Source organism: Peptoniphilus sp. HMSC062D09, from assembly GCF_001811425.1.
GTDB lineage: Bacteria > Bacillota > Clostridia > Tissierellales > Peptoniphilaceae > Peptoniphilus_A.
In genome coordinates this window covers 5,288-20,999 of sequence record NZ_KV804730.1, presented here as the reverse complement: position 1 = coordinate 20,999, position 15,712 = coordinate 5,288, and the positions used below count along the sequence as shown (strand labels likewise).

20 protein-coding genes are annotated in these 15,712 nt (G+C 34.6%); all 20 read right to left on the bottom strand.

Features of this window, described 5'->3' with window-relative positions:
• Positions 1 to 76: 76 nt before the first annotated feature.
• Complete coding sequence (locus HMPREF2801_RS06380; protein ID WP_070611235.1) at positions 77 to 1,267, bottom strand: BaiN/RdsA family NAD(P)/FAD-dependent oxidoreductase; 1,191 nt, start codon at positions 1,265 to 1,267, stop codon at positions 77 to 79.
• Positions 1,264 to 1,818 (bottom strand): tRNA 5-(aminomethyl)-2-thiouridylate-methyltransferase MnmM, encoded by a 555-nt coding sequence (locus HMPREF2801_RS06375; RefSeq protein ID WP_070611234.1) that lies wholly within the window; start codon positions 1,816 to 1,818, stop codon positions 1,264 to 1,266. The genes HMPREF2801_RS06380 and HMPREF2801_RS06375 overlap by 4 nt, the downstream gene beginning before the upstream one ends.
• A complete protein-coding gene (locus HMPREF2801_RS06370; protein WP_070611233.1) occupies positions 1,815 to 2,522 on the bottom strand; it encodes a pseudouridine synthase in 708 nt (235 codons plus the stop codon). The genes HMPREF2801_RS06375 and HMPREF2801_RS06370 overlap by 4 nt, the downstream gene beginning before the upstream one ends.
• Positions 2,519 to 3,046 (bottom strand): SMC-Scp complex subunit ScpB, encoded by a 528-nt coding sequence (scpB, locus tag HMPREF2801_RS06365; RefSeq protein ID WP_019124810.1) that lies wholly within the window; start codon positions 3,044 to 3,046, stop codon positions 2,519 to 2,521. Before scpB ends, HMPREF2801_RS06370 begins: the two co-directional genes overlap by 4 nt.
• Complete coding sequence (locus tag HMPREF2801_RS06360; protein WP_070611232.1) at positions 3,015 to 3,758, bottom strand: segregation and condensation protein A; 744 nt, start codon at positions 3,756 to 3,758, stop codon at positions 3,015 to 3,017. Before HMPREF2801_RS06360 ends, scpB begins: the two co-directional genes overlap by 32 nt.
• Positions 3,737 to 4,369, bottom strand: a complete 633-nt coding sequence (locus tag HMPREF2801_RS06355) for a site-2 protease family protein (protein ID WP_070611231.1) — start codon at positions 4,367 to 4,369, stop codon at positions 3,737 to 3,739. Before HMPREF2801_RS06355 ends, HMPREF2801_RS06360 begins: the two co-directional genes overlap by 22 nt.
• A 1-nt stretch (position 4,370) precedes the next feature.
• Positions 4,371 to 5,672 (bottom strand): thymidine phosphorylase, encoded by a 1,302-nt coding sequence (locus tag HMPREF2801_RS06350; protein ID WP_070611230.1) that lies wholly within the window; start codon positions 5,670 to 5,672, stop codon positions 4,371 to 4,373.
• On the bottom strand, positions 5,672 to 6,472 hold the full coding sequence (locus tag HMPREF2801_RS06345; protein ID WP_070611229.1) for a purine-nucleoside phosphorylase: 801 nt from the start codon (positions 6,470 to 6,472) through the stop codon (positions 5,672 to 5,674). Before HMPREF2801_RS06345 ends, HMPREF2801_RS06350 begins: the two co-directional genes overlap by 1 nt.
• Positions 6,465 to 7,016 (bottom strand): NUDIX hydrolase, encoded by a 552-nt coding sequence (locus tag HMPREF2801_RS06340; RefSeq protein ID WP_070611228.1) that lies wholly within the window; start codon positions 7,014 to 7,016, stop codon positions 6,465 to 6,467. Before HMPREF2801_RS06340 ends, HMPREF2801_RS06345 begins: the two co-directional genes overlap by 8 nt.
• The gene (gene recN / locus HMPREF2801_RS06335) at positions 7,017 to 8,678 is read right to left on the bottom strand and encodes a DNA repair protein RecN (RefSeq protein ID WP_070611227.1); all 1,662 of its coding nucleotides are present in this window, start codon (positions 8,676 to 8,678) and stop codon (positions 7,017 to 7,019) included.
• 7 nt (positions 8,679 to 8,685) lie between these two features.
• Entirely contained in the window at positions 8,686 to 9,486 is an 801-nt protein-coding gene (locus HMPREF2801_RS06330; RefSeq protein WP_070611226.1) for a TlyA family RNA methyltransferase, read from the bottom strand.
• On the bottom strand, positions 9,486 to 10,349 hold the full coding sequence (locus HMPREF2801_RS06325; protein WP_070611225.1) for a polyprenyl synthetase family protein: 864 nt from the start codon (positions 10,347 to 10,349) through the stop codon (positions 9,486 to 9,488). Before HMPREF2801_RS06325 ends, HMPREF2801_RS06330 begins: the two co-directional genes overlap by 1 nt.
• Positions 10,333 to 10,557: an exodeoxyribonuclease VII small subunit gene (gene xseB, locus HMPREF2801_RS06320; protein ID WP_019124819.1), complete on the bottom strand. Its 225-nt coding sequence runs from the start codon at positions 10,555 to 10,557 to the stop codon at positions 10,333 to 10,335. Before xseB ends, HMPREF2801_RS06325 begins: the two co-directional genes overlap by 17 nt.
• Positions 10,558 to 12,009, bottom strand: coding sequence for an exodeoxyribonuclease VII large subunit (gene xseA / locus HMPREF2801_RS06315; protein ID WP_083303720.1), 1,452 nt, complete (start codon positions 12,007 to 12,009; stop codon positions 10,558 to 10,560).
• 1 nt (position 12,010) lies between these two features.
• The gene (gene nusB / locus HMPREF2801_RS06310) at positions 12,011 to 12,409 is read right to left on the bottom strand and encodes a transcription antitermination factor NusB (RefSeq protein ID WP_070611224.1); all 399 of its coding nucleotides are present in this window, start codon (positions 12,407 to 12,409) and stop codon (positions 12,011 to 12,013) included.
• A complete protein-coding gene (locus HMPREF2801_RS06305; protein WP_070611223.1) occupies positions 12,406 to 12,792 on the bottom strand; it encodes an Asp23/Gls24 family envelope stress response protein in 387 nt (128 codons plus the stop codon). The genes nusB and HMPREF2801_RS06305 overlap by 4 nt, the downstream gene beginning before the upstream one ends.
• A 146-nt stretch (positions 12,793 to 12,938) precedes the next feature.
• The gene (gene truA / locus HMPREF2801_RS06300) at positions 12,939 to 13,670 is read right to left on the bottom strand and encodes a tRNA pseudouridine(38-40) synthase TruA (RefSeq protein WP_070611222.1); all 732 of its coding nucleotides are present in this window, start codon (positions 13,668 to 13,670) and stop codon (positions 12,939 to 12,941) included.
• Positions 13,667 to 14,464, bottom strand: coding sequence for an energy-coupling factor transporter transmembrane component T family protein (locus tag HMPREF2801_RS06295; RefSeq protein ID WP_070611221.1), 798 nt, complete (start codon positions 14,462 to 14,464; stop codon positions 13,667 to 13,669). Before HMPREF2801_RS06295 ends, truA begins: the two co-directional genes overlap by 4 nt.
• On the bottom strand, positions 14,457 to 15,323 hold the full coding sequence (locus HMPREF2801_RS06290; RefSeq protein ID WP_070611220.1) for an energy-coupling factor transporter ATPase: 867 nt from the start codon (positions 15,321 to 15,323) through the stop codon (positions 14,457 to 14,459). The genes HMPREF2801_RS06295 and HMPREF2801_RS06290 overlap by 8 nt, the downstream gene beginning before the upstream one ends.
• Positions 15,311 to 15,712: ATP-binding cassette domain-containing protein (locus HMPREF2801_RS06285; protein ID WP_148130085.1), on the bottom strand; the 402-nt coding region annotated here is incomplete at its 5' end. The genes HMPREF2801_RS06290 and HMPREF2801_RS06285, both read right to left, overlap by 13 nt.

The window sequence follows — 15,712 nt, the reverse complement described above, 5'->3', positions numbered from 1 at the left end:
AAAAAAATCACTACAATCCATAGTAGTGATTAATCTCATTATATTTTATTTTCAAAAATAAGTAAAGGAATAGACTTTACAAATTGATTCCGCAAGAATACCCTGTTGAATTTGCAATTTGAATGTTAAATCCACCAGTTAGTCCGTCAAGGTCAAGGACTTCTCCAATAAAATAAAGTCCCTTAACTTTTTTTGACTCCATAGTCTTGGGGTCTATGTCTTTTACATCTACACCCCCACTTGTTACTATGGCTCTGTCAATATCATCCAATGAATCAAATTTTAAGCTAAAGTTTTTAATAGTTCTTACTAAACTTTCTCGGTCTTCTTTTGTAATTTGATTTACCTTTTTGTCTCCAGATATGCCTGCACTTTCAAGGACATAAATAATTAAATCTCTTGGCAAAAGTGACTTCATTACATTTTCTAAGTTTTTATTTTGATTTTCGTGAAAGTCTCTTAAAATTCTCGCATCAAGCTTTTCAGGATCAAGGGCTGGCTTTAAGTCCAAGTAGATTTCAAAATCTTTTAATCTATTTATTTTACTTGAAGTTGTTAGGACAATTGGACCGCTAATGCCCCTATGAGTAAAGAGCATTTCGCCAAATTCTCTTGAAAGAATTTTTTTATCCTTTAGGATTTTTAATTCAACATTTTTTAAAGTTAGTCCTGCCAAAGAAAAATTATTTTTTAAATTTATGCCAATGAGTCCCGGCACTTGGTCTATGACCTTGTGGCCAAAATCTTTTGCAAACTTATAGCCATCGCCAGTAGACCCAGTGAGCTTGTAGGATATGCCACCACTTGCAATTACGACTTTATCAAAATTTTCTCTTCCATTTATAATAAACTTTCCGTCAACTTTTTCTATGGAAGTCACTTCATAATTTAAATTTATTTTTACGCCCAAGGCTTTTAATTTTTTTTCATAGGCTCTTATGACATCAGAGGACTTGTCGCTAGCAGGAAAAATTCTATTACCTCTTTCAACTTTAAGGGGAAGACCCAGTTCTTCAAAGTAATAATAAGTAGTAAAGGGTGAAAAAGAATAAATTGATGAGTACATAAAGCTAGAATTATTTACAATATTTTTCAAAAATTCTCTCTCGTCGCAATAATTTGTGAGATTGCATCTTCCCTTGCCCGTAATAAATAATTTTTTGCCCAATTTTTCATTTTTTTCGAAGATGGTAACCTGGTGATTTTCTGCAGCCTTAATGGCACACATCATCCCAGCAGGCCCTCCTCCAATTATTGCAACTTTCATCTCTCTACCTTCTTTTCCACTAAATAAACAATAGGTGGATTGTGCTTTTGATTGTAAAATTCTCTCTTTTCAACCTTAAATTTCTTTTGGTCGAGATTTTTTAAAAAATCATCTACTCCAAGTCTTTCTTCAAGAGAATTTTCATGACCTAAATAGGAAACCACAATAATTATTCCGCCTTCAGAAATTTTTTCTGTGGCTTTTTTAAGTGATGAAATAGTTGAATCTTTTAATGTTGTAATTTTTTTATCTGAACCAGGAAGGTATCCAAGATTATAAATTACTAGGTCAAATTTTTCTATTTTATCAATATTTTCGTGGCTATCCAAAAATAATTTATAATTTTTATAATCCTTTAAAAGCTTATTTGCAGCGTCAAGAGCTTCTTCTTGCAGGTCAAAGCCATAAAGGAAGCCCTCATCTCCCACTGCCTCTAAAAGTTTTAAGCTGTCCTTGCCCTTTCCCACAGTGGCATCCACAGCGATTTTGCCTAAAAAATTATGAGATAGAATTTCGTCAACTATCTCAAAATATTTTTCCTTTACAATCATTTTAATCCCTTTAAATACTTGATTTCTTTTTCATTTAAGTATCTGTAATTTCCAACTTCAAGGTCAAGGAGTTCAATCTCTCCCATGGAAATTCTCTTTAGTTTTTTTACACTGTGACCAATGTAGTCAAACATCCTCTTAACTTGATGATTTTGTCCCTCAAAAATTTCTATTTCTAAAATTGAATCTTGCTTAAAATTTTTTAAAATTCTAACATTTGCAGGAGAAGTCTTTAAGTCTCTAATATCAAGTCCTGCCCTTAAAAGAGAAAGTTCATGGGCATTAGGTGTGCCTTCCACAGTTACAATATATTTTTTGCCAATTTTATATCTTGGATGCATTAAAATATTTGCAAGCTCGCCGTCATTTGTGAGAAGGACTAAGCCTGTGGTGTCAATGTCAAGTCTTCCCACAGGATAAACTCTGTAGTCGTCTGGCACAAGGTCAGTTACAGTTTGCCTATCCTTTTCATCATTGGCACTGGTTACAACGCCAATGGGCTTATTTAAAATCATATAAACTTTTTTGTTTTCAAGTGTTAGCCTCTTGCCATTTAAGTAAACTCTATCCACATTAGGGTCAATTTTTGTGCCAAGCTCTGTGACAATTTTGTCGTTGACTTTTACAAGACCTTCCTTAATGTATTCTTCACACTTTCTTCTCGATGCAGCTCCGCAGTGAGCCATATATTTTTGTAATCTCAATTAGATTCCTCCTCTAATTCCTTTAAGTCAGGCAGGTCTTCCAAATTTTTCATGCCAAACTTTTGCAAAAACTTATCAGTTGTGCTGTATAAATTTGGATGACCAATCCTGTCAAGCTTGCCAGAAATTTCTATTAAATTAAAATCAAGAAGACCTTTGATTGTGCTGTCACAGTTGACTCCTCTTAGTTCTTCTACTTCAACTTTTGTCACTGGTTGCTTGTAGGCAATAATGGAAAGAGTTTCAAGGGCAGGCTTGGAAAGATTTTTTTCATTTTTTTCTTTAATTAAATTTTTAAGATAGGGTTCATTCTCTTGCTTAGTGCCAAGTTGAAACTTGCCGTCCACTTCTCTTAGCCTTAGTCCTGAAGTTTCATTTTTATAATTTTCCTTCATCTCCATGAGGATTTCCCTTGTATAGTCCTTTCTAAGTTCAAGGGTACTTGCAAGGTCCTCTAGGCTAATGGGGTCGCCCCAAATAAAAAGTATTGATTCAATTATTGATTTGAGTTTGTTCTTGTCCATGGTATTCTCTTTCTTCAATTAAAATATCTGCAAAATTGTCACTTTGATTTGCGACGATGTACTGGTTCTTAATTAGTTCAAGCATTCCCAAAAAATAAGTTATGGCGTCAACCTTATAGACAATGTCCTCTAAAAGTTGGCTGAATTTTATCTTTTTATTTTTCTTTAAAGCTTGCTTAATCTTTCTCGATGCGTCCTCAACTTTAAAATATTCTCTTTCAATGCCAACAACTTCCTTGTCCTTGTAGTTCTTCAAAATATTGAAAAAGGCAAGGGAAAGTTTCTCCACATTGGAATCCTTTAAAAAATCCATTTCGCTCATAGAAAATATTTCTGTCCTTAGCTTGTAAAAGGATTTTGACTCATATTCCTCTTGAATTTTTAAAATCTCTGAAGCCTCTTTGTACTTTTTGTATTCCAAAAGACTTTCAACCAGGTCAAGCCTTGGATCTTCTTCCACTTCTTCGTCATCTAAGGCTTCTTTTTTTGGAAGGAGCATTTTTGATTTTATCTCCAATAGAGTAGATGCCATTAAAATAAAATCAGAAGTGAGAGTGAGGTTTAGCTTCTTCATATTTTCAATGTATTTTAAAAATTCTTCAGTGATTTTAAAAATTGGAATGTCGTAAATATCTATTTCATTTTCTTTTATTAAATCTAAAAGAAGATCCATTGGACCTTCATAAGTTTTTAAAACAATATTGTATTCCATAGCTTGATTCCCAAGTAAATAATTCCACTTAAAATACTTTCAATAATTGGCGCAATAAATTTATCTACAAAGCCAGAAAAAATCATTATTACAAGGACAAAGTAAAAATATTTTTCGTACTTATAAAATTTATATTCCAACTTTTCTGGCAAAAGTGTTGCCAAGACCTTTGACCCATCAAGGGGTGGAAGGGGCACAAGATTAAATACACCAAGCATAATGTTGTACCAAAAAATTGATGTGAAAAGTGGTGTCAAAAAGGATGACTTGTAGTTTAAGTAAACTAAAATAATTCCTGAAATGAAACCAAGAACAAAATTAGTAAAAACACCTGCAAGGGAAACTAAAAGTGAGGCGATTTTTCTGTTGCCCTTAAACCTATAGGGGTTAATTGGCACAGCCTTTGCCCAACCAAACCTAAAAATAATCATAGAAATTAAACCCACAGGGTCAATGTGATTAAGTGGGTTTAAGCTAAGTCTTCCGTCGTCCTTTGCAGTTGTGTCTCCACATAGATAGGCAACATAGCCGTGGGCTATCTCATGTGGAATAATGGCAATCATAAGTGCAATAATATTTATTGCAATAGATGCTATATCTAATTTATTCATTTCAATCAATCTCTTCTATAATTAATTTATAATCTTCCCTCTTGTCAGAAAAAGCATAGGCAGCTTTAATTCTTTCTATAGCGCCTGCTACTTCATTTTCCTTTTCAGTGTAAATTGTGGCAATTTTTTCGCCCTTTTCCACGAAGTCACCAACTTTTTTGTGAAGGTAAATTCCTGCACTTAAATCAAGGACATCGCCCTTCTTGTGTCTGCCAGCTCCAAGATCTCTTGATGCAATGCCAATTTCAATTGCTTCAATGGCTTTTACAAAGCCTGTTTCTTCTGATGTGATGTCTTTTATTATTGATGACTTTTTAAATTTATCTGTGTTATCAATGTATGATGGATCTCCGCCTTGGAGTTCAACCATTTCCTTGAACTTTTCTATTGCAGAGCCGTCAGAAATTTTCCCTTCAAGAACTTTTCTTGCCTCAGCTTCAGTTTTTGCCAGGCCTTCCATGATCATCAGCTTAGAGCCAATTCTCAGTGCAATTTCCTTAAGATGACCAGATTTTTTGCCCTTTAAAATATTTATAGCTTCAATAACTTCTAGACTGTTTCCTATGGCATCGCCAAGAGGCTCGTTCATGCTTGTTATTATTGCCTTAGTGTTTCTGCCAAATTTTTTGCCAAGATTTACCATGAGTTCTGATAGTTCAACAGCTGATGGCACATCCTTCATAAAGGCTCCACTGCCTACTTTTACATCTAAAACAAGACCGTCTGTTCCTAGAGCAATCTTCTTTGAAAGAATGGATGATGCAATTAAACTTACATTGTCAACAGTTGCCGTTGCATCTCTTAAGGCATACAAAAGTTTATCTGCAGGCACAATATTTTCTGTCTGACCAATTACTGCTATATTTGATTTTTTTAAAATTTCAACAAATTCTTTGCCGCCAATATTTATATTAAATCCTGGGATTGACTCAAGCTTGTCTAGAGTTCCGCCAGTGTGTCCAAGTCCCCTGCCACTCATCTTGGCAAAGACAAGACCCACTGATGCAAGTAGTGGTCCAAGGACAAGGGTAACTGTATCGCCAACGCCACCAGTTGAGTGCTTGTCAACCTTAGAACCTGGCACTTCAGACAAGTCAACGCGGTCACCAGAATCTATCATTGCCTTTGTAAGGTAATAAGTTTCATCTAAATTTAACTTGTTAAAATAAACTGCCATCAAAAAAGCTGAAACTTGGTAGTCAGGAATTTCTCCCTTTACATAATTTTCTATAAAAAATTTTATTTCTTCTTCACTTAAGGCTTTGTTTTCCTTTTTCTTTTGAATAATATCTAAAAAATTCATCAAATCTCCTCAATGATTTCATTTAAAAGTTCTTTAAATTTTCCGGCAACAAGATTTCCCACTTCAACAACTTCTGCGTGGTCAAGTGGCGTTTCGAGAATGCCCGTACTCATATTAGTGATAGTTGAGATTCCTAAAATCTTAAGTCCCCTATGTCTTGCAACAATTGCTTCAGGCACTGTACTCATGCCAACAGCATCTGCTCCAAGTATTCTAGCCATCCTAACTTCTGCTGCTGTCTCATAAGATGGTCCAGTAAAGTACATGTAGACACCCTTTCTTATATCAATGCCAAGTTTTTTTGCAGAATTTTCTGCAAGATCAACAAGTTCTGGCGTGTAAAGGTCAGTCATGTCAGGAAATCTTGGACCTAGATCCTCGTCATTAGGACCTATTAATGGATTTTTGCCCATTAAATTTATGTGGTCTGTTATTATCATTAGGTCTGCTGGATTAAAATCAGTGTTTACTCCACCTGCAGCGTTAGTTAAAATTAAAGTCTTCACTCCCAAATCTGCAAGGACTCTTATAGGATAGACAACATCAGACATGTCATAGCCTTCGTAAAAGTGAATTCTGCCCTTCATTAGGCAGACATTTTTTGAATTTATTTTTCCAAAAATTAACTTGCCATCGTGACCCTTAACTGTGGAAACTGGAAAGCCAGGAATATCTTTGTAGGCTATTTCAACTTTATCTTCAATTGAATCTGCAAAGTCGCCAAGTCCTGATCCAAGGACAATTCCAATTTCAGGTTCAAGCTTTGTTTTTTCTCTTATATATTTAATAGTCTTATCCATTTTTCCTCCTAAAATTATTGTAGAATAAAATTCCTGCCACAGATTTTGAGTCAGTTATTTCGCCAAAACTTATAAGTTTTAAAGCTTCCTCGAATTTTACTTTTTCCACACTTAGGTGCTCAAACTCGTCAAGATCTTGGTCTCCTTCTGTAAGTCCACCAGCGTAGAAAATAAATAATTTTTCATTAGTAAAGCCAGGAGAAGAATAAGTTTCTAAAAGATATTCAGATTTTTCTGCATCATAGCCAGTCTCTTCCTTTAATTCACGAAGAGCTGCCTTTTGTGGTTCTTCTCCAAAGTCCACCATGCCTGCAGGAATTTCATAAATTTCTTTGTCAATTGCCTTTCTGTATTGTTTTATAAGGATAATCTCGTCATCTTCTGTTATAGCAATTATGCCAACAGCAGGCTGTCTCTCCACAATTTCTCTTTTAGTGTACTTTTGACCCTCCATCTCAACTGTGTCAACTCTTAGTTGTAAGACTTTGCCGTCAAAAATCTTTGTGGATTTCATAGTTCTCTCTACATAATTTGAATTTGCCATTTAATCACCAATCATTTCCTTTGCAGTTTCTATTGCAACTTCACTTACATTCATTCCGCCAATTAATCTTGCAACTTCTTCCACTCTCTCATCATAATTTAACTTGTCAATTGTAGAAATTGTGCTGTTATTAACCACATCTTTTTTTATAGCAAAATGTGTGTCTGCCAGTGCAACAATTTGTGGCAAGTGAGATATTACTATAACTTGCCTGTCCCTTGCAAGTTCTTTTATCTTGTTGCCCACAATTTGTGCAGTCTTGCCACTAATACCCGTATCAATTTCATCAAAAACCAGAGTAGGGATGTTGTCTTTCTCAGCAATGATGCTCTTAAAGCCCAGCATAATTCTACTCATTTCACCGCCAGATGCAACCCTTGACATAGGCATTAAGTCTTGACCTAAGTTCGGTGCAATTAAAAATTCAATTTTATCAATTCCATCAAGGGAAAGGTCTTTGTCACTTATATCAATTTTGAATTTTGCACCCTTAATATTTAACTTGTTAATCTCTTCTTCTACTTTTTTCTCTAAAACTCTTGCAGTTTTCTTTCTGTTTTCGCTAATTTCTCCTGCAAGTTTTAAAGCCTCATCTTCTAAATTTTTTATTTTATTTAAAAGTTTTTGCAAATTATCTTCAAAGTTTTGCAAAAATAAAAGTCTTTCCTTTATTTCATCATAGAAAGAATTTATCTTATTGACATTGTTTCCGTATTTTAGTTTTAAATTATTAACAAGGTCAATTCTCTCCTTTAAATATTTGAGTTTTTCCTCGTCAACTTCGCTTGAATTTATAATCCTATCAAGGTCCTTTGCAATGTCAGATAGCCTGTACCTAATGTCCTCAAGTTCTTCTTCTGTTGACTTTAAGTCCTTATTGTACTTTGTAACATCAACAATATTGCCTATTATCTTGTCTAAAATATCTTCGGCAGAGGCACTTTCGTAGCCGTCATTTATAAGTGACTTTGCCTGAGATAATTTTATTAGGGTGTCAGTCATGTTGTTTAGGGCGTTAAAATCATCGTAAAGTTCTTCGTCATCGTAATCAGTTAAGCCTGCATCTTCGATTTCTTTTATTTGATAGGACAATAAATCCATTTCCCTATCCTTATTTTTTTCGAGGAGAGTCTTTTCTTGGTATTCATCTTTTAAAAAATTTATCTCTTGAACAAGATCTCTTAGCTTCAAGAGTAAATCTTTTTGAGCCTTTCCAGAAAAATCATCAATTAATTTTAGCTGATTTTTGTTGTCCATAAGTGAAATTGACTCATGTTGGGCAAAAATATCAATGAGATGACTTGAAATTTTTGATAGAATTTGAGAAGTTATAGTTCTGTTGTTAATCCTCGTAATTGATGGCCCCTTGTCTCTTATTTCCTTGGAAATGACAATTAAATCTCCTGAATCAATTCCATATTGAGACAAAAGGTCTTTAGTCTCCTCGTCATAAGAAGAAAAGACTGCTTCAATAAAAGCTCTGTCCTTTCCCTTTTTTATAATATCCTTATTTACTCTTTGACCAAGGACAAGACCAAGGGAGTCTATGATAATTGACTTACCAGAGCCTGTTTCTCCAGTTAAAACATTTAAACCACTTTCAAACTCAATTTTCATATTTTCAATTATTGCAAAATTCTCGATATTTAACTCTAAAAGCATATTTCACCTAATCATTTAAACTTTCATAAGCCCTATTTACAATATCACTTGCATCAAAATTTTCACTAGACTCTTCAGAATTTGACAAGTAAATTAAAAATTCAATGTTGCCACTTGTGCCCTTAATTGGAGAATTTGTGAGAGCAAGAATATTTAAATCCAAGTCCCTAGCAAGACCTATTATCTTTTCAATAACTTCAATATGTACTTTTTTGTCCCTTACTATGCCGCCCTTGCCAACTTTGCCTTTTCCTGCTTCAAATTGAGGCTTAATAAGTGCAACAATTTTTCCCTTTTCGCCACAAATTTCTTTTGCAACGGGAAGGACTAATTCAAGGGAAATAAAGGAAACATCTATGGAAATAAAATCAACTTCCTCTGAAATCAGTGTAGTGTCAAAATATCTAATATTAGTTCTCTCAAGAGAGACTACCCTATCATCCATCCTAAGCCTATAGTCAAGCTGATTGTAACCCACATCAATGGCATAAACTTTTTTGGCCCCATGTTTTAGCATGCAGTGAGTGAAGCCTCCAGTTGAGGCGCCTATGTCAACGCAGACAGCACCCTCTAGGTCTATGTCATAATCGTCAATCATCTTTTCAAGCTTGTGACCACCCCTTGACACAAAGCTGTCCTCTAAGCCCTTGATGTAGACTTTGGCATCATCCTTTAATTGCATGCCTGGCTTTTCCACTCTTTCAGTGCCAATAAAAACCTTGCCTTCCATTATTAATCTCTTGGCTTTTTCTCTTGAATCAATTAAGCCCTTTTCAACTAATAAAACATCTGCGCGTTTTTTAGCCATTATCTGCTCCTATTTATTAGTTTTGCAACAAAACTTTTTAGTAAATTGTCTTTAAGCTCAAGCCCTTCAAGTGCTTCATAGGAAGAATTAGTAAGGTCCACAATTTCATTTTTTAAATCCTCTTTTTCCTTGAAGAAAAGCATATTTATTTCGCCACTGTCAGGATCCTTGTCCTCATCAAGTAGGTCGTCTTCATATTGATAAGCAAGACCAATATTTTCACCAAACTTTGAAAGTTTAGTGATGTTGTCTGCTTCAACTCCTGCTATTATGCCACCTACAACTACAGATGCCTTTATTAGAGCACCTGTCTTTAGCTTGTACATATTTTCGCAGATGTCCTCGTTATAATCAGCCACCTTAAAATCTATGTCAATAGTTTGTCCGCCAATCATTCCATTTACGCCAGTGGCATTATAGATGTATTTCATTGCCCTTATTGCTCTTTTTAGGTCGTCTTTGTCTTCAAGATTTTCAATATGTCTAAGAAGAATTTCCATGGACATATTTAGAAGTCCGTCCCCTGCCAAAATGGCAATTCCTTCAGTATAAACCTTGTGATTAGTTGGCTTTTCTCTTCTAAAATCGTCATTATCCATAGCTGGAAGATCGTCGTGAATTAGAGAATAAGTATGTATCATCTCAATTGCAGCAGCAAAGGGAAGAATTTTATCAAAGGAATCCTCTTCACTTGAAAACTCACTGTAAGTCAAAAGAGTTAGCATAGGTCTAATTCTCTTTCCACCAGAAAAAAGTGAATATTTCATAGAATCAATTACCTTATGTTGTGGACTGTCGTCGTATTCAAGTAGTGAGCTCAAATAATTTTTAAATTTTTCTAATAAATTATCTGTATCTGTCATCTTTCTTGTCCTCAATAAATTCAGAATTTTCTTCTGCAATAGTTTTAATTTTGCCTTCGTATGCCTTTAGAGTATTGTTAAGATACTTGTAAAGTTCAATGCCTTCTTCGTACTTTTTTATGGAATCTTCGAGACTAATGTCCTTAGACTCAAGTTCCTTTATAATTTTTTCAAGCTCCCTAAAAGAACTTTCGTAATCTCTTTGCATTTAATCCCTCATTTCCACTTCTTGAACCTTGGATTTAACATTACCATCCTTGAATTTTAGAGAAATAATTTCTCCAAGCCTTGCATCCTTGGCAGATTTTAACTCTAATCCATCTTCTGTAAGTATTTCTATTTTATTAATCTTATCAAAGGCTGAATTTAATCTTACCCTTAAAAAATTTAGCCTTTCCCATTCATTTTTTAATCTATTATCTAAATCGTAGTCCAAAATAAACTTTTCATAGGATTTAAACTTGTCAAATTCATCTTTGATGCGTGAATAAAAATGATAAGCTAAAAGTTTTTTGTTAAAGTTCAAATTTTCCCTATTTTTGCTGATTTTGGAAGATAATTTCACTGAAATATTATTAAGCCTGTAGGAATAATTTTCGATTTCCTTGGACTTATTTAACTTAAAATTCTGCAAGTAAAACTTTTTCTTTTGAAGATCATAAGCATGGTCCTGCAAAATTTTTTCCATGGAATTATTTAATAAAGTTCCCTTATAAAGTAGGTCTCTCGTCATAGAATTCATCTTATAAACTTGATTTTTTAGAGAAATATTTTTGTATAGAGAAAGTAACTTCAAGTGACTGACACTTAGCCTTCTCTCTATTAAATTATTGAGCTCATCTTTCTTTTTTGAAAGATAGTCGACAATTTCATCTTCACTTAGAGTCGCTAATTCAGCTGCATTTGTTGGCGTTGCCGCCCTTAAATCTGATACAAAATCGCATATAGTGTAGTCGATTTCGTGACCAACGGCAGAAATAATAGGAATTTTTGACGCAAAAATTTCTCTGGCAAGGCTCTCGTCATTAAAGACAAATAAGTCCTCAAAACTTCCGCCACCACGAGCAATAATTATTGTGTCAACTATCTTTTTTTCATTAAAATATTTTATGCCGCGAATTAAGTTTTCACTTGCCGCATCACCTTGAACTAAACTTGGAAAAACAAAAATATCACAATTTTTATTTCTCTTTCTAAAGAGATTTATAACATCTTTTATGGCAGCGCCACTTGTAGACGTGATTAATCCAATAGAAGATGGATATTTTTTGATTTTTTTCTTGTGAGAAGGATCAAAAAGACCTTCCTCAGAAAGTTTTTTCTTTAATTCCAAGTATTTTTGGTAGAGATTTCCCCTGCCATCAAGCTCAATTTCACTGGCATATAAAAAAATCCTGCCACTTCTCTCATAATAAGTGACAGTGCCCTTAGCCATGACCTTGGCACCGTCAGATAATTTAATATTTATATCATCCTGACTTGCCATTGCATCAATTCTTGCAAACTTGTCCTTTAGAGAAAAATAAATATTGCCATTACTATGCACATTTAAATTCGTGACCTCGCCAGTGATGTTAATATCCCTCAAGATGTAGTCCATTGAGATTAGCTTTTTGATGTAATTATTAAGTTCACTTACATTAAAAGCAGCCTTTGCCAAATTAAAAACTCCTATAAATAGTTCCCAAAATTCCGTTTATAAATTTAGGCGCATCATCAGAACTATAGAGCCTTGCAATTTCAACAGCTTCGTTAATAGAAACTTCTGGTGGAATGTCATCTTTGTACAAAAATTCATAGACAGCAATTCTTAAAATTTGCCTATCCACCTTGGCAAGCCTAGCCATAGTCCAGCCCTTTAAGTTCTTTTCGATTGTCTCATCCACACTTTCGAGCTTATCCAAAATATCTGGCACAACTCTATTAATGTAATCAGCTTCATCGCCTAGGAAGTGATTATTTTCCATAAATAAATTCAAATTGTCAAGAGAAAAATCGTTGTTTATGTCCATAGAAAAGAGTGCCTGCATGGCACCTATTCTTGCTTTCTTTCTACTCATTTTACAATCGTCTTTTCAGAATTTTTTAAAGCTATGCCTGAAATGTGCACATTCACTTCCACAACATCAAAGTCTGTCATATTTTCAATAGCTTCCTTAACTTGTGCTTGCACCTTTTCAGAAAGCTCAACGATTTTAATTCCGTACTCAATAGTAATATATACATCTACAATAGTTTCTCTTTCTCCAATATTAACTCTTACGCCCTTATTGAAGTTTTTTGTATTTAAAATGTCAGTAACTTGAGACTTGAAGTTTGATCCAACTTTAACAACGCCATCAACACTTTCAGCTGCAACTGATGCAACTGTAGCGATAACATCTTCAGAAATCTTAACTTTACCATCTGCCTCATTACCATTAACAAGATATTTATTATCCACTATTACACCTCCAAATTAACTAAAATAATTATACCAAATACTTTTTATATTATCAATTTATTGCACTTTGCCGCACTTTTAAAAATAAATTTTTTCTTGAAATTTTTGCCGAATCAAGGTTTTTATGCAAGAAAAAAGCCCGAGAGCTAATACTTAACATCTACTAAGTATAGTCCGCAGGCTGGTGCTGTTGGTCCTGAAGCCTTTCTCTTTTTCTTTTCCAAGGCTTCTTTCATGTATTCAATTTCTCTCTGTCCTCGTCCTATTTCAAGGGCAGTTCCAATTACTATTCTTATCATATTTTTTAAGAAGGCCTTTGCCACAAAGTCCAGATACAAAAAGTCGCCATCTTCTATTACATCAATCCTATCTATTGTCCTTATGGAATCTTTTACTACAGCTCCCTTACCCATAAAGGAGTTGAAGTCGTGCTCGCCAATTAAGTATGAGAGAGCCTTTCTCATTCTCTCTGGGTCCACTTCATAGGGATATTCATAGGCCCTATTTAAAAGTAAGGCATTTCTATAGCGAGATCTGTGAATTACGTAGCGATATTTTTTTAACTTTGCATCATATCTGGCGTGAAAATCATCTGGCACAATTTTTGCACCGACAACTGAAACATCTTCAGGCAAGTTAAAGTTTATAACTTTTGGAAGATTTCCAATGTCAATTGTGGTGTCTGAATAAAAATTTGCATACTGACCAAGGGCGTGAACTCCCCTGTCAGTTCTGCCTGCATAAAAAACTTTTACTTCTTCCTTTAAGGTTTTGGCAAGACCCTTATTTAGTTCGCCTTCCACAGTTCTCTCATCAGGTTGAATTTGAAATCCGTGAAAGTTAGTGCCGTCATAAGTTATTTTTATCAGTATATTCATAGTTTTGAAACCAAAATTATTGCTGCAAAAAATATTAAATTGCCCACAAAAATAATTACATCTTTTTTCACAATTTTTGATGCATTCATTTTTGTCCTGCCATCTCCACCCCTGTAGCATCTTGCTTCCATGGCTGTGGCAAGTTCTTCTGCCCTTCTAAAGGAATTTATAAAGAGGGGAACAAGTAGGGGCACTAAATTTTTTGCACGCTTCACTATATTTCCCGATTCAAAATCTGCTCCTCTTGCCATTTGTGCCTTCATAATTTTGTCTGTTTCTTCGATTAGAGTTGGAATAAACCTAAGGGCAATTGTCATCATCATGGCGATTTCGTGACTTGGAACTCCAATTTTTCTAAAGGGTCTAAGAAGAGACTCAATTCCATCTGTAAGTTCAATTGGCGATGTTGTATAAGTAAGTAGTGATGTGCCAAGAACTAAAAGTATAAGTCTTATGCCCATAAATACTGCAAGGTCAATTCCTTCTTGTGAAATTTTCAAAATTCCAAATGTGTATTTTGCTTCACCTGGTGAGAAAAATAAATTTATTATGAAAGTAACCAGTATTATCCATTTAAGTGGTTTAAGCCCGCGAAGGACTAAACCCATAGGTAGTTTTGCTGCATAGATAATAAGTAGCAAATAAATTACCACTGGCAAATACATAAATACTGAAGAGATAAAAAACAGAGATGCAATGAAAAGTATCATGGTAAGCATCTTTAGCTTTGGGTCGTATTTATGAACTAGGGTTTCTCCTGGAAAATACTGTCCAATTGTTATATCTTTAAACATGAGAAACACCTCTAAAATATTTTATCAAAGAGTCCTTAGCTTCTTCCACCGTTATTGAATCTTCGTTAATATCTAATCCCTTTTTCTTTAAAGCTCTCATAAGGGAAGTTATTTGAGGGATGCCAAGTCCAACTGATAGAAGTTTGTCTTCATTTCTAAAAATTTCTCTTGGATTTGAGTCTAAAAATACTTTTCCCTTGTCCATTACAATAATTCTCTCAGCAATTTTTGCCACATCTTCCATGGAGTGAGAAACTAAAATTACAGTGATCTTCCTTTTTTCGTGAATACTTTTTATTTCACTAAGGATTTCGTCACGACCTCTTGGGTCAAGTCCTGCCGTTGGCTCGTCTAATATTAAAACCTTTGGCTCCATGGCAAGGACTCCTGCTATGGCGACTCTTCTCTTTAGTCCACCAGAAAGTTCAAAGGGCGACTTGTCCTTATAAGTTTCGTAGTCAAGTCCCACCGAATCCATGGAAGACCTTACTCTTCTTAGGACTTCTTCTTCAGATAAATCTAAATTACCTGGTCCAAAGGCAATGTCTCTCTCTATGGTCTCTTCGAAAAGTTGGTACTCTGGGTATTGAAATACAAGTCCAATTTTTTTCCTCAGCTCAGTTAAGTTTGAGCTGGACTTGTCTACCTTCATTCCATCCACAATTATTTCTCCACTGCTTGGCTTTAAAAGTCCATTTAAGTGTTGAATAAAAGTTGATTTGCCAGAGCCTGTGTGACCAATGAGACCAATAAATTCATTTTCTTCAATTTTTAAATTTATATCATCAATTGCCTTCTTCTCAAAGGGAAGGCCCTCACTATAAATATGTGTTAAATTTTTTATCTCTATAAGTGACATATTTCCTTCACCATTTCTTGGATATTTAAAACTTCTGTAGAAATTTCAATACCATCTTTTTTAAGCTCATGTGCCAGTTCTGTAACTTGTGGTACATCCAGTCCCAATTTTTTTATTTCATCAACATGAGAAAATACTTCCCTAGGCTTTCCACTTAGGACAATATTTCCATCTTCCATAACTACAACTCTGTCGCTGATTGCTGCTTCTTCCATGTAGTGAGTGATTAGGATAATAGTTTTATTTTCTTCCTTATTTAACTTCACAAGAGTATCAATAACTTCGTGCCTTCCACTAGGGTCAAGCATGGCAGTTGGCTCGTCTAAAATAATATATTTTGGACTCATGGCAAGGATTCCTGCTATGGCAACTCTTTGCTTTTGTCCACC